This window comes from Parasphaerochaeta coccoides DSM 17374 (genome assembly GCF_000208385.1).
Classification (GTDB): Bacteria; Spirochaetota; Spirochaetia; order Sphaerochaetales; family Sphaerochaetaceae; genus Parasphaerochaeta; species Parasphaerochaeta coccoides.
In genome coordinates this window covers 1,368,694-1,382,560 of record NC_015436.1, presented here as the reverse complement: position 1 = coordinate 1,382,560, position 13,867 = coordinate 1,368,694, and the positions used below count along the sequence as shown (strand labels likewise).

The window sequence follows — 13,867 nt, the reverse complement described above, 5'->3', positions numbered from 1 at the left end:
GCAACAATCAAGAAAGAAGCAGTAAGCAAGATAAATCTCGGATTGGGTACCGGGCGCAGGAAGACTGCTGTTGCCCGCGTGTATCTCCGTGAGGGCAACGGCCAGATTATTGTGAACGGTAAGGATGTCAACGAGTATTTCTCCAATCCTTTGTATGTGTTCATGGTCAGGCAGCCTCTTGACGTGACCGACAACGTCACCAAGTACAATCTGGTGATCAATGTTTCCGGAGGCGGTCCTTCCGGACAGGCCGGTGCTTGCCGCCATGGCGTGGCTCGCGCTCTTGTCGCCGAGGACGAGACGAACCGCCCGGTTCTGCATGCTAACGGATTCATGACCCGTGACTCCCGCATGGTCGAACGTAAGAAGTTCGGTCAGAAAGGCGCCCGCCGCAAGTTCCAGTTCTCCAAGCGCTAAAGCCTGGGAATGTCGGAGACCTTGGTGTCCGCGCGACTCGAAAGGGAATCTTCCAGGGATGGCTATATGGTCATCACCGAGGAGGGTTCCCCTTTTTTTATCCCGACATCCGTTGCCATCACGCTTCATCTCCATGATGGGGATTCCTTGACTGATGAGCAGACGGCGCTCTGTCTCCATGCTTCCCGCATCCATGCCTGCCGCCAGAAAGCCCTGACGCTTCTTGCCATGCGGGACCATGCACCGCGGGAACTTGCGCTCAAGCTCTGTCGTAAAGGCTGGATGCGTGAAGAAGCCGATGAGGTCATTGCCCGGCTCCGTGAAGAACATCTGGTGGATGAGGAAAGATATGCACGTTCATTCGTCGAGTCACGTCGGAGACGCTCGCCGGAAGCTCCTGGCCATCTTGAACTGAGGCTTAAGGAGAAGGGAATAGGACGGGATGTCATTCAAGCTGTCGTCAGCGAGGCTTTTTCTTCTGAGGAAAGCATGACGGATGCAATCAACGATGCTATCCGCAAGGCTCCCCGTGCCGCCACGGGTCACAAGCTCATGGCCTACTTACGACGCAAGGGTTTTCCTCTGTCCTCTATCAGGCGTGTGATTGGATCTATAGATGCTTTCATGTGAGAATTATCCTCATATACATGCTCTTACACACATCAAGAAAAAGAAACCAATTCATATTTTACATATATTACACACATTACATCACTTAATTGTTCACTTTCTGTACTTAGGATGTATATAAAGACAAAAAAACAAAATTGCATGTCCCCTGCCAAAGGCAGGATTTTTCTTTTTCTGCCGATGGTTGGTTTTCAGGCTGAGGGGATAGCAATGATGGGAGAGGTGTATATGGGCGGGATGCGGGTGACTAAGCGGCAATGGGTTGTTCTGGCGTTGTTCGGGCTTTTCGGACAAATTGCCTGGATGGTGGAGAACATGTATTTCAATGTGTTCCTTTACAAGACGACCACAGGAGGGGTGCAAGATATTGCAATCATGGTTGCCGCCAGCGCGATTATCGCTACGCTGGCTACGCTGTTCATGGGGGCGCTCTCTGACCGCAAGGGTCGCCGCCGAATTCTGATCAGCGTGTGCTACTTGCTCTGGGGTATCACTACCATGGCATTTTCCGTCATCAACACCGCCAACCTGCAACGTTTTATTCCTGCGGCTCAGGTAATGACGGTCGCCGTGATCCTGATTATCGTGATGGACTGCATAATGACCTTTTTTGGCGCAACGGCCAATGACGCCGCGTTCAATTCGTGGGTTACGGATATCACGGATCCATCAAACCGTGGCGCGGTGGAAGGCATGCTGTCAGCTATGCCTCTGGTTGCCTTGCTTATTATATTCGGGTTGTTTGATGGTCTTACCAAGCAGGGGAAGTGGCAAGTGTTCTTCCTGCTGGTCGGAGGACTTACTTCCGTGGTAGGGCTTGTCGGATTCTTCCTCATCCAGGACGTTCCCGGTCTTGCCAAGAGCAATCTGAATCCTCTCGTAAATCTGGCCAGGACATTCAGGCCATCGATGATCAAACAGAACAAGAATCTCTATCTTACCTTTACGGCTCTCTCCTTGGCAGGAATATCACTCCAGACATACATGCCTTATTTCATCATCTACATCGAACAGTGGCTGGGAATCAAAAATTATGCTGTCCTTCTCGGCATGGTATTCGTCTTTTCAGCGGTAGGCAGTGTCCTGACAGGGCGTCTGGCTGACAAGATTGGGCGTGGACGAATGATATTTCCGGCTTTAGTTCTATATCTGATTGGTCTGATAGGGCTGTATTTCACCAGGAATCTTGTGCCGGTTATCATATGGGGCATTGTGATGATGACAGGGAACCTCACAATCTTGATGAACCTGAATTCCCGTGTGCGCGATCTGACACCCCCAGGGCAGGTCGGACTGTTCCAGGGGATACGGATGATGTTCACCGTATTGGTTCCTATGACATGCGGACCGTTCATTGGTTCCATAGTGACCGCAGGCTCCCCTCTGATGTACGAGGAATTTGGTGTATCCAAGAGCGTTCCCACGCCAATGCTGTTCCTTGCCGCAGCGGTAAGCGGTGTGTTGATCTTCCTGCCGGTTCTGCTCGGTCGTGAGAGGACTGTACGGAAGGGCGGAGCATGAGGCAGAAAAAAAATACTGTCTGGGAACGAAAGACGGCCACGTTGCTTACGCCTTGGGGAGAGGAACTTCTGGGAAACCTCAGTATGCAACCGTTGCCTGAATATCCTCGACCACAGATGGTACGTGACAGTTATCTGAATCTCAACGGGTGGTGGCACTATGCCATCATCCCGAAGGACAAGGCATGTGAAAGGTTTGACGGGGAGATACGTGTTCCGTTTTCACCTGAATCCGAGCTGTCTTCCGTGAAACGTTGGGTCAGTCCTTCCGATACGCTGGTGTATGAACGGAGCTTTGAGCTTGCGGAAGGCTTTATCCGTGGTCTGGTTCTGCTTCATTTTGGAGCAGTGGATCAAGAATGCGAAGTATTCGTCAATGATATGCTGGCCGGGACTCATTCGGGAGGATATCTTCCGTTCTCCTTTGATATCAGTACGTTCCTTTCACCGCAAAAGAACATGGTGCGCGTAGTCGTCACAGATGTGACTGATTCTTCCTTTCATTCCCGTGGCAAACAGTCTTCCCGTCCGGGAGGTATCTGGTATACGCCGCAGTCGGGTATCTGGCAGACCGTTTGGCTGGAAAGCGTTCCATTGGCATATGTGAAGGAAATGAAGGTCACTACGGACATTGACGAGAGGACGATTACACTCACTGTCGTGCCATCCTTTCCTGCCAATGGTAACGTCCGGCTCATGGATGGGGAGGCGGAAATAATCCGGTGTCCGTTCGACTCCATGGGAACTGTGGTCATTCCTGTTCCTGACATGCGGCTTTGGTCACCCGAAGATCCTTTTCTCTATGGCCTGCGGATTGAGTACGGTGAAGACCGCGTCACAAGTTACGCCGCCATGCGTAAGATATCCATTGGTACCGATTCCAGCGGAATCAGACGGCTCTTGTTGAACAATCGCCCATATTTTCAGAATGGTGTACTGGATCAGGGTTACTGGCCTGACGGCCTATACACCGCACCCTCGGACAAGGCGTTGATATACGATATCACGCTCATGAAGAAGATGGGATTCAACATGCTCCGCAAACATATCAAGATTGAACCGCTGCGTTGGTACTATCATTGTGACAGGCTGGGCATGGTGGTGTGGCAGGACATGATCAGTGGCGGAGGACAGTACAGCAAGGCTCTGATGTCCATTACTCCCTTTGTAAAACTTCCCGTTGATGATACACGATGCTGGCGGATGACCTACCGCCGGGACGTTGAGGGCAGGGGTGAGTTTGAACGGGAACTGGAGCAGACCATCTCACTCCTTGCCAATAGTCCGTGTGTGGTCGTATGGGTTCCGTTCAACGAAGGATGGGGGCAGTTCGACAGCAAAAGAATTGCCATGAAGATACGCAGGTTGGATTCTTCCCGACTGATTGATCATGCGAGTGGCTGGTACGATCAGGGTGGTGGGGACTTCAATAGCCGTCATATCTATTTCAGAACTGTCCATTTTCAATGGGATGAACGGCCTGCTGTCCTTTCGGAATTTGGTGGCTACCGCCTCGACGTCCCCGGACATACGTACAATATGAAAAAATCATTCGGGTACAAAAAGTTTTCCACATCTGAAACCTTCAATGACGCTTACCGAAAGCTGTTCGGGGAGCAAATCATGCCACTGCTCGGAGGCGGTTTGTCCGCTACTATCTATACTCAGCTGAGCGATGTAGAAGATGAGACGAATGGGTTGGTCACCTACGACCGCAAGGTAGTGAAGATTGACCTTGCCATGGTACAAAAGCTCAACGGAATATTGCGCATCTCTGACTGAATCATAGGAATCCATAGGCTCTCATACGGATAATGCCTGACCATGGGAAAAAGAAAGACCGCCGACATACCGCCGACGGTCTTATTCTTGTTTGGTTATTTTTTACAAAACGCGGAAAGCGTCGCGGCCAGCATACTTGGCATCTTCGCCGAGATAATCCTCTATGCGAAGCAACTCGTTGTACTTGGCAAGCCGGTCAGAACGACTCATTGAACCTGTCTTGATCTGTCCGGTCTCCAAGGCAACAGCGAGGTCGGCAATGAAGCTGTCCTCTGTCTCACCGGAACGGTGGGACATGACGGATGTATAGCCATTGCGCTTTGCCATGTCAATCGCCTCGAAGGTTTCGGTCAGCGTGCCAATCTGGTTCACTTTGATAAGGATGGAATTGGCGACCTTCTTTTCCAAGCCGACTTTCAGACGCTCGACGTTGGTGACGAACAGGTCGTCGCCGACAAGCTGTACGCGGTCGCCGATGCGGTCGGTCAGCAGCTTCCAACCTTCCCAATCATCTTCAGCCATACCATCCTCAATGGAGATGATCGGATACTTGTTGACCCAGCTCTCCCACAAATCCACCATCTGGGCACTGGTCAGCTTTTCACCGGTCGTCCACTTGAGGGTGTACGTTCTTGTCTTCTCATCATACAGCTCGGAAGCAGCGGGGTCGAGGGCGATGACAAAGTCAGCGTCACGTCCGGCCTTGTAACCAGCCTTTGAGATGGCTTCCATGATGACCTCAAGTGCTTCCTCATTGGACTTCAAATCCGGAGCAAAACCACCCTCATCACCGACGCCAGTGTTGTAGCCGCGGCTCTTGAGGACGCTTTTCAAGCAGTGGAACACTTCCGCGGTCCAGCGGACGGCCTCACGGATTGAGGATGCGCCGATCGGCATGATCATAAATTCCTGGAAGTCAACCTTGTTGTCGCTGTGAGCTCCGCCGTTCAGGATGTTGGCCATTGGGACGGGGAGGACATTGCAGTGGAACGCTCCGAGATACTTGAAAAGAGGCAGTTCCAGGGAGGACGCCGCGGCGCGGGCAACGGCCATTGACACCCCCAGGATAGCATTGGCGCCAAGCTTGCCCTTATTCGGGGTTCCGTCAAGAGCAATCATGATGTGGTCGATACTGACCTGATCCAGGGCATCCAGTCCCTCAAGTTCAGGAGCAATGATGTTGTTGACATTGTCAACGGCTTTCAGAACTCCTTTGCCATTGTAACGGGACTTGTCTCCGTCACGTAGTTCGACTGCTTCATGCACTCCGGTTGATGCTCCGGAAGGCACTGCCGCACGACCCTGCGAGCCATCTTCCAGGCCGACTTCGACCTCTACTGTCGGATTGCCACGGGAATCGAGGATTTCTCTGGCTTCAATGAATTCAATAATGCTCATCTATGTACTCCTGTTTTTATGTGATTCAGAACGATTGATTACATGGCAAAATATCCTCCCTTTTGGGTGGATTGTCAATGCTTGCCACTGTTTTCTTGCGCCATGGGATTCAATTGCTCTTGTGCGTGATTCTCTGTTTCCGGCCTTTTTCCTGGCATCATCCAATCATTCTTTTCAAATCATTGAAGGAGGGATAGAATGATGTCATGAATCAAAAAATTCCGGGTCAGGATGTTCCTGCCTCATATTCCCTGCCGCTGTTTACCGATGAGTTGCTCTACCAGCTTGTTTTCAGCATGGAGGATCAAGATAACGAGTACCTGCTGGACATGGCGACCGGAGAAATCATCTTTGAGGACAATGCCGACGAGGACAAGCCTGAGCGTTACCTGTCCCTGCCTCCATGGGGTCCGGCTGACGGGTTCAGGATTATGGAAAAATTCGTCGCTTCTCTGCGCAACCCCATACATCGGGAGCAGTTGAAGATGATTCTCCAATCGGGCAAAGGTGTTTTCCGGCAGTTCAAGGACGCCCTTCACAGCATGCCCCCGCTTGAGAGGCTGTGGTATTATTTCAAGGACAAGGAAATCATGAACGTGATTTCCCTCTGGTACGAGCGACAGGGAGAAGTCGTCCGTCTGTCCCGCCTTGAGCTTGAGATTGATGACGATGCCCGCGACCTGCTGCTTTCTGATTTTATCATAGTCCAGGCGGACGAAGGTCATGAAGCATATCTCACCCGCGCAGTTGCCCAGATGGGGGAGGAACTCGGCGGTATGCCTCATGGGGAGTGCCTTGCCGCCCGTTTGATGCAGCTGTGGGCAGAGATCCCGGAAAAACAGGCATTGGTCGCCATGGCCGATGGCGGCGAACCGGCAGGATTCCTGGCATGGTGGACCGATGAGAAAGGCACGGCGCGAATCATCGGGTACCGGGTCGAACCGGAATACAGGGGCATGGGATTGTTTCGCCTGTTGTTCGACCATATGAACCGGTTGGTTGCCCGTTCTGGCTGCTTCACTGTGGTCATGCCCATGATGGGAGACGGTCTAAAACTTTCCCGGATGTTTGACGATGTATCATATACCGTTTCAGCCATGGAAATAGTGATGCGTGTCCATGATTGGAATGAGAAGGTAAAATCATCTGAAGAAGCATATGTCTGATAAGAATAAGAAGACAAGGATGTGAAAGGATTGCGGGGAAAATGAAAAGGAAGAAAAAGATTGCTAACTAATATACTAGTATGTTATGGTGTGTATGAAGTTCTGTTTTGTGGCGGAAACCGTCCTCAGCAGGCAAAATGATACGGTAATGACAAGGTAAGGAGATGACGCCATGCATATGACGTTACGCTGGTTCGGCAGTTCTTTTGATTCGGTTCCCTTGTGGAAGATACGTCAGATCCCTGGCGTGGAAGGTGTTATTACGACTCTCTACGATATCCCTGCCGGAGAAGAATGGCCACGGGAGAAGATTGCAGCCATCAAGAAAGAAGTCGAGGCATCCGGCCTGAAAATCATGGGCATTGAAAGCGTCAATATCCACGACAGCATCAAAATTGGTTCTCCTGATCGGGACACGTACATCAAGAACTATATCACCACGTTGGACAATCTGGGTGCCGAAGGCATTACCATGGTATGCTACAACTTCATGCCGGTTTTCGACTGGACGCGTACTGATTTGGCCAAGGAACGATATGACGGTTCGACTGTGCTGGCGTATGACCAGAGAACCGTCGATTCCATTGACCCGCAGGTTTTCTTTGACACGACTACGGCCAATGCCCAAGGGTTCGTGATGCCGGGCTGGGAGCCGGAACGTCTTGCCAGGGTGAAGGATCTCTTTGAAGCGTACAAGGGAGTAGACGAAGAAAAACTCTTTGCCAATCTGATATATTTCCTTGAAGCGATTCGTCCCGTCTGTGAGAAATGGGGTATCCGTATGGCAATCCATCCCGATGACCCGGCGTGGCCGGTGTTCGGACTTCCCCGGATTATTACCAACAAGAAGAACCTCCTGCGCCTTATGAAAGCCGTGGATGCCCCGTTCAATGGCGTCACCCTGTGTACAGGCTCCTTGGGAACTTCCTTGAAGAATGACCTTCCCGATATCATCCGTTCATTGGGAAAGCGTATCCACTTTGCCCATCTGAGGAATCTTCAGCATTTCTCTCCTAGAGTGTTCGAGGAGGCCGCCCACTTGTCCAAGGACGGAACCTTCGACATGTATGAAATCGTCAAGGCACTCTATGATATAGGTTTTGACGGACCTGCCCGCCCTGACCATGGACGCATGATTTGGGGAGAAGTCGCCATGCCTGGTTACGGTTTATATGACCGTGCCCTCGGCGCTGCATATCTGAATGGTCTGTGGGAAGCGATTGACAAATCGGCGCATGCCGCATCGCCAAAAAAATGAAAAAGATGAAATAAAGAGGGAATACGATATGGAACGTCCGTCCCGCATCACGGCAAGCGACGGGATATTTGACATCCTGCGCCGCCAGATACTTTCGCTTACACTCCCTCCCGGTGAGGAATTGAATATCAATTTCCTGGCAGGGGAACTGGGCGTCAGCCGTTCTCCTGTACGGGATGCCTTGATTAAGCTGTCACGCGACAAACTTGTGGATGTATTTCCCCAGAAGGGAACACGGGTAGCTTTGCTCGATGTGGAGCGGGTCGAGGACGAACGGTTCATGCGCAGGAGCATGGAGGAGGCCGCGGTCAAGATATTCGCGGCATCCCATCATGAAGATGACATGGCCATACTCAGACATGCCATTGCCCTCCAGATGAAGGCAATGGAAAAAGAAGACTACCTGGCATTCCTTGAAAGCGATGATGCCTTCCACTATCAGGTGTTCAATGCAATCGGACGTTCATGGTGTTGGGATGTCATTTCCACTCTCTGCGGCAACCATCACCGCATACGTCTTCTGTCATTCCGACTTGAGGGCGTTCTCGGAGACATCGTGGCGCAACATGAGAGGATGATGGATGCTTTCGGGCGTCGTGATGTCGATGAGTCCTGCCGTCTCGAAAATTCCCATCTGTCCAAGCTTACTGACGAAACTGTGGTATTGAGAAAGAAGTTTCCGAACTATTTCATCGTATAAGATTCCGTTATAGGAATAAAATTGGAGAAAATAAAGATGAAGCTCACTGATGAAAGTATAAAAGACCGCTGTCCATGGGAAGAAAAAGGATATGGGCTTCCGTCCTTTGACCGCGAGGCAATGAAAGAAAAGACACGCAGGGAGCCGCGCTGGGTTCATATAGGCGCCGGCAATATTTTCCGTGCGTTCCCAGCCGTCCTGCATCAGCGGCTGCTGGACGAAGGACTGGCGGATACCGGCATCATTGTGGGTGAGGGTTTTGACCCGGAAATCATCAGTTCGGTATATACGCCTTGTGATAATCTGTCGCTGCTGGTCGTGCTGAAAAGCGATGGTTCCATTGAAAAGAAGGTGATAGCATCTGTCGCTGAAGCCCGTATCTGTGACCAGGCCAAAACGGAGGACTGGGAATATTTCTCATCCGTATTCCGTTCACCATCGCTCCAGATGGTTTCGTTCACTATTACGGAGAAAGGCTATTCCCTGACGGATTCCTCCGGAGCGTACACAGCCATGGCTGAAAAGGATTTTGCTGCTGGTCCCGCGATGTCTGTGCTTCTCGTTTCCCGTGTCGCCGCCCTCCTTCATGAGAGATTCCGGGCAGGAGGACATCCCCTGGCTCTGGTGAGCATGGACAACTGCTCCCATAACGGAGAGAAACTTGGCTCTGCCATTATCGACATCGTTCACCATTGGGAGGAGGTCTCTTTTGTGGACAGTGGTTTCCTTGCCTATGTCTCCAATCCTTCCACGGTAAGTTTCCCGTGGTCGATGATAGACAAGATTACTCCCCGCCCTGATGAGGGAGTAAAGAAAATGCTTGAGGCTGACGGTTTCAAGGATACTGGCATTGTCGTGACCGCCCGCAAGACATGGACTGCTCCTTTCGTCAACGCGGAGGAGGCTCAGTACCTGGTGGTAGAGGACAGCTTTCCCAATGGCCGTCCCGTCCTTGAGCGTGCAGGAGTGTATTTCACCGACCGTGATACGGTCAACAAGGTGGAGAAGATGAAGGTCTGTACCTGTCTGAATCCTCTGCATACCGCATTGGCAATCTTCGGATGCCTGCTCGGTTATACTTTGATTAGTGAAGAAATGAAGGATCCGCAGTTGAAACGGCTTGTGGAAAAAATCGGGTATGACGAGGGGCTTCCGGTCGTGGTGAATCCGGGTATCCTGGATCCGCGGGCGTTCATCAAGGAAGTCGTTGAGGTTCGTTTCCCTAATCCTTTCATGCCGGACACTCCCCAACGTATTGCAAGCGATACATCCCAGAAGCTGGCGATTCGTTTCGGCGAAACCATCAAGGTATATGTGGAAAATCCTTCTTTGGATGTCTCCGGCTTGAAGTTCATCCCTCTTGTTTTCGCAGGCTGGCTCCGCTATCTGATGGGTCGCGATGATGAGGACAGGGTCTTCGAGTTAAGCCCCGATCCTCTTGCCTCCGAAGCGGGGGCGTATGTCAAGGACGTGCGTCTTGGTCATGCAGGTCCTGTACCGGGACTTGATGGCCTGTTGAGGAACTCTGCGGTGTTCGGGGTTAATCTTGTCGAGGTCGGGATGGTTCCTCTCGTCCTTGAGTATTTCTATAGCCTGGTAGCCGGAAAGGGCGCTGTACGCGATACGTTGGTTCGTCTCCTGGGAACCTGACGGGAGTCCGATGCATGTGATGCGTCCGATGCCGGGTTGTGGCGGCGTCTGTGGTGGTATTTCCCCCGTTGTATTTCCCCCCGTTGTTTTTTCTGGGGCTTGGATGTACCATGACGTTTGCCCCATGCCGGCGTGTCATGGTACACCGGAGCCGTTGCGTGGTTAGCAGGAGGTCTTGGAACGTGTCCAAGCGTCATTATATCAAGGAATATTTGTATATCATCCTGGGAACTTTCATTGCAGGATGCGGCATAGCTCTTTTTGACACTCCGGCAAGGATTGCAGCCGGGGGAGTCAATGGCATAGGTACTATCCTTTTCCATACCTTCGGCTGGGATCCCGGAGTCGTCATGCTGATACTCAACATTCCGCTGTTCATCATCGGCATGAAAGTCTTCGGCCCTCTCTATGGTGCCAAAAGCCTCGTGGGGACGCTTCTTTTCTCCGGTTGGGTCAGTCTGATTGGTCTGGTGACAGACTACAGAGGGATCCTTCCTATGGAGGATGACTTGCAGATACTTCTCGCCGCTATCTTCGGCGGCGCGTTGATGGGCTGCGGGCTGGCTCTGGTGATGCGTACTGGCGCCAACACAGGCGGAACGGACATCCTTGTCCAGATACTCAATAAGTACACGCCCTTCAACCTGGGAACCGGAATGTTGCTGGTTGATGGAGTGATTATCGCCGCCGGAGCCTTTGCCTTCGGCATAGAGAGGGCTTTGATTGCTGTCATCAGCGTTTACATTGCCAGCCGCATGATTAACTACATTGTCATGACTATCGGTACGAAATATGCCAAGACAGCCTATATCATCAGCGATAAACATGACGCCATATCCCGGAGGATTATCAGCGAACTCCACCATGGAGGGACGTTGATTCCGGGGACGGGTATCTTTACGCGCAGTCCGCGCGGTGTCTTGCTGACGGTAGTCCATAACAGGGAAATATACAAACTTACCGAGATTGTGCATGATGAAGACCCTATGGCCTTTGTGTTCGTCCATGAGGCGTACCAGGTGCTGGGTGAAGGATTCGTGCCGATGAGCAGGTTCGTGGAAAAAGTGGAAAAGACTGAGAACAGGAGGTCAACATGGAAGTACAGGAAGCAATCTTGACGAGGAGGTCATGTCGCAGTTTTGCCGACCTTCCCGTAGAACGTGGGCTGCTTGATAAAATCATGGATGCCGCTGTCCATGCCCCGTCAGCAATGAACATCCAGCCGTGGCATTTCACTGTAATCACCGACAGGAAGAAACTGGATGCGCTTGATACCCTTGTCAGTCCGGACAACTCTTTTTTCTATAGGGCGCCGGTTCTTGTCATTGCTTCGCTTGATTCGTCCGCTGAATATGGAGTTGAGGATTCTTCCTGCGCGCTCCAGAACATCATGCTTGCCGCCCATGGCTTGGGTTTGGGTTCTGTATGGTGCAACCGGCTCAACCGGCTCCGTGGGGATGCTCAAATCATCGAGAGGCTCCGCGACTTCGGAGTACCGGCGGACAAAGTGCCTCATGGGGCTGTCGCCATTGGTCATCCCGGAAAGGGAGCTTCTCTGCATCCCCGTGTGATGAAACAGGGGACTGTCACGTGGGTTGAATAGAACCAGACGAGAAAGCAAATAAAAAAGACTCATCAGGCTTGTTGTCTTGATAGATTAAATTGGTAAAAAAAAAGACTGTCCGCGACATATGGTCATGGACAGTCCGTATATCAGTTTTCCAAGGTATCCCTAGAGCCCCAGCATTTTCTTCAACTCTGGTTCTCTCTGTACGCCGACGGCTGTATGAATTGGTTCGCCGTCCTTGAATACGATGAGGGTGGGGATGGACATGACGCCGAAACGCATGGCAAGCGACTGCTCCTCATCAACATTGACTTTTGCAATGACTGCCTGGGATTCCGTGATAGTCGAGTCGAATGTGTCCAGGATTCCTCCCTGCATTCGGCAGGGGCCGCACCATGAAGCCCAGAAGTCAACCAGTACCGGTACGGGACTTTTCAGGACGTTTTCTTCAAAGTTTTTTTCCGTGACATGCTTGATCATGTATTTTTTCCTTTCTCCGGATGAACCGGAGGCTCTGTGGTCAAATCCAGTATATCTGATTCCCTGTGCAAAGGGTAGAAATACCTTATCAGGATTTCTTTTCAATAGTAATAAAGAAAGCAATAATCGGAAAGAGGAATAAGACTCTCTGTCTTTGGATTTCCTGCTTTTTCCTGTTTTTCTTCCTTTTCCTTGCTATGTGTCTTGCAGGAATCGGGAAGGAGTGATACAGGAGGAAGATACAGGATGAAGTAGATGGGCATGTCATCAGGATGTCGTCGGGAGAGAGAAAATGATTGATTTGCATTGTGATACCATTTTGCGGTTATGGAGTGAGGAGTCCAGCGAGTCGCTTGCTGTGAACAGTCTCAGCATTGACGTAAGGAAGATGAGGAAGGGTGGAGTGACTGCCCAATGCTTTGCTTTGTTCGTTCCCATGAATGACCATGTGCCGGCCATCCATGAGGGGCTGGGTCCATCAGAAATCCTTCATTCCCTTCATGACAGATTCGTCTCAGAGCTGGATTCTCTCCATGGCGTGATGCGCCAGGCACGTACCGCCGCGGATGTCCGGCGCAACAGGAATGAAGGTCTGTTGTCGGCGATACTCACCGTTGAGGAGGGGGAAGCCTATGAAGGGCGCATTGAAGCTCTTGATGAAGCTGTTTCCTGGGGGATGCGGATTAGTGGACTGATATGGAACTTCGAGAACAGTCTTGCATATCCTAATTCACCTGATTCCGACATCATGGCCAGGCCGTTGAAGGCAAAAGGCAGAGAATTTGTTGAGAGGATGAATGAGCGGCATGTCCTGGTTGATGTCTCCCATCTTAACGATGGCGGATTCTCCGATGTCGCGGCCATATGTGCGACCCGGCCTTTTGTCGCGACACATTCGAACAGCCGTTCCATCAGCAATGTATGCCGCAACCTTACCGATAGCCAGATGCGGGTCATAGCGGAACATGGGGGTGTCATTGGTCTGAACTTCTGTCCCGCATTCCTTGAGCCAACGGCGCAAGGGGCATTGTTGACACGGGGTTCGTTCTCTGGGACAGGGACGAGCAGGATAGAGGATATGGTGCGCCACGTCCTGCATATCAGGAACGTTGCGGGTCGCTCCGTTCTGGCCATGGGTACGGACTTTGATGGCATAGGGGGAGAGCTGGAGATTCCCACCGCAGCGGAACTTCCCCGCCTGCGTGACGCCCTGTCCCTGGCAGGCATGAGCCAGTCGGAACTGGATGACATGTGGGAAAACAATGTCCTTAGAGTGCTTGAAATCTAATTGTATTTAGA

At 51.5% G+C, this 13,867-nt stretch carries 12 protein-coding genes and 2 pseudogenes; 12 read left to right on the top strand and 2 right to left on the bottom strand.

Annotated elements, in window-relative coordinates:
• Positions 1 to 6: 6 nt before the first annotated feature.
• The 4 genes from rpsI (at position 7) to SPICO_RS06090 (ending at position 4,349) form a co-directional block, all read left to right on the top strand.
• The gene (gene rpsI / locus SPICO_RS06105) at positions 7 to 417 is read left to right on the top strand and encodes a 30S ribosomal protein S9 (RefSeq protein WP_496196968.1); all 411 of its coding nucleotides are present in this window, start codon (positions 7 to 9) and stop codon (positions 415 to 417) included.
• Positions 418 to 441: 24 nt separating this feature from the next.
• Positions 442 to 1,047: a regulatory protein RecX gene (locus tag SPICO_RS09830; RefSeq protein ID WP_013739798.1), complete on the top strand. Its 606-nt coding sequence runs from the start codon at positions 442 to 444 to the stop codon at positions 1,045 to 1,047.
• 213 nt (positions 1,048 to 1,260) lie between these two features.
• Positions 1,261 to 2,568: an MFS transporter gene (locus SPICO_RS06095; RefSeq protein WP_215904602.1), complete on the top strand. Its 1,308-nt coding sequence runs from the start codon at positions 1,261 to 1,263 to the stop codon at positions 2,566 to 2,568.
• Positions 2,565 to 4,349 (top strand): glycoside hydrolase family 2 protein, encoded by a 1,785-nt coding sequence (locus tag SPICO_RS06090; RefSeq protein ID WP_013739796.1) that lies wholly within the window; start codon positions 2,565 to 2,567, stop codon positions 4,347 to 4,349. The genes SPICO_RS06095 and SPICO_RS06090 overlap by 4 nt, the downstream gene beginning before the upstream one ends.
• Positions 4,350 to 4,451: 102 nt before the next feature.
• On the opposite strand, the gene eno is transcribed toward SPICO_RS06090, so the two are convergent.
• Positions 4,452 to 5,747 (bottom strand): phosphopyruvate hydratase, encoded by a 1,296-nt coding sequence (gene eno / locus SPICO_RS06085; protein ID WP_013739795.1) that lies wholly within the window; start codon positions 5,745 to 5,747, stop codon positions 4,452 to 4,454.
• Between the two features lie 206 nt (positions 5,748 to 5,953).
• Between eno and SPICO_RS09825 the strand changes: the two genes are divergently transcribed.
• From SPICO_RS09825 to SPICO_RS06050, 7 genes and pseudogenes are all read left to right on the top strand, one after another.
• A complete protein-coding gene (locus tag SPICO_RS09825; RefSeq protein ID WP_013739794.1) occupies positions 5,954 to 6,913 on the top strand; it encodes a GNAT family N-acetyltransferase in 960 nt (319 codons plus the stop codon).
• Positions 6,914 to 7,085: 172 nt separating this feature from the next.
• Entirely contained in the window at positions 7,086 to 8,171 is a 1,086-nt protein-coding gene (gene uxuA, locus SPICO_RS06070) for a mannonate dehydratase (protein ID WP_013739793.1), read from the top strand.
• A gap of 28 nt (positions 8,172 to 8,199) precedes the next feature.
• Complete coding sequence (locus SPICO_RS06065) at positions 8,200 to 8,871, top strand: GntR family transcriptional regulator (protein ID WP_013739792.1); 672 nt, start codon at positions 8,200 to 8,202, stop codon at positions 8,869 to 8,871.
• Positions 8,872 to 8,907: 36 nt separating this feature from the next.
• On the top strand, positions 8,908 to 10,521 hold the full coding sequence (locus tag SPICO_RS06060) for a mannitol dehydrogenase family protein (RefSeq protein ID WP_013739791.1): 1,614 nt from the start codon (positions 8,908 to 8,910) through the stop codon (positions 10,519 to 10,521).
• A 110-nt stretch (positions 10,522 to 10,631) separates the two neighbouring features.
• Positions 10,632 to 11,357 (top strand): annotated as a pseudogene (locus SPICO_RS06055) (YitT family protein); the annotation flags it as partial.
• A 39-nt stretch (positions 11,358 to 11,396) separates the two neighbouring features.
• Positions 11,397 to 11,639, top strand: coding sequence for a DUF2179 domain-containing protein (locus tag SPICO_RS10610; protein ID WP_437176690.1), 243 nt, complete (start codon positions 11,397 to 11,399; stop codon positions 11,637 to 11,639).
• Entirely contained in the window at positions 11,615 to 12,124 is a 510-nt protein-coding gene (locus SPICO_RS06050) for a nitroreductase family protein (RefSeq protein WP_013739789.1), read from the top strand. Before SPICO_RS10610 ends, SPICO_RS06050 begins: the two co-directional genes overlap by 25 nt.
• Positions 12,125 to 12,253: 129 nt before the next feature.
• Here the strand turns inward: SPICO_RS06050 and trxA are convergent, their stop codons facing one another.
• A complete protein-coding gene (gene trxA, locus SPICO_RS06045; RefSeq protein ID WP_013739788.1) occupies positions 12,254 to 12,568 on the bottom strand; it encodes a thioredoxin in 315 nt (104 codons plus the stop codon).
• Between the two features lie 280 nt (positions 12,569 to 12,848).
• On the opposite strand from trxA, the pseudogene SPICO_RS06040 reads away from it, so the two are divergent.
• A pseudogene (locus SPICO_RS06040) lies at positions 12,849 to 13,856 on the top strand (dipeptidase); the annotation flags it as partial.
• Between the last annotated feature and the right edge of the window lie 11 nt (positions 13,857 to 13,867).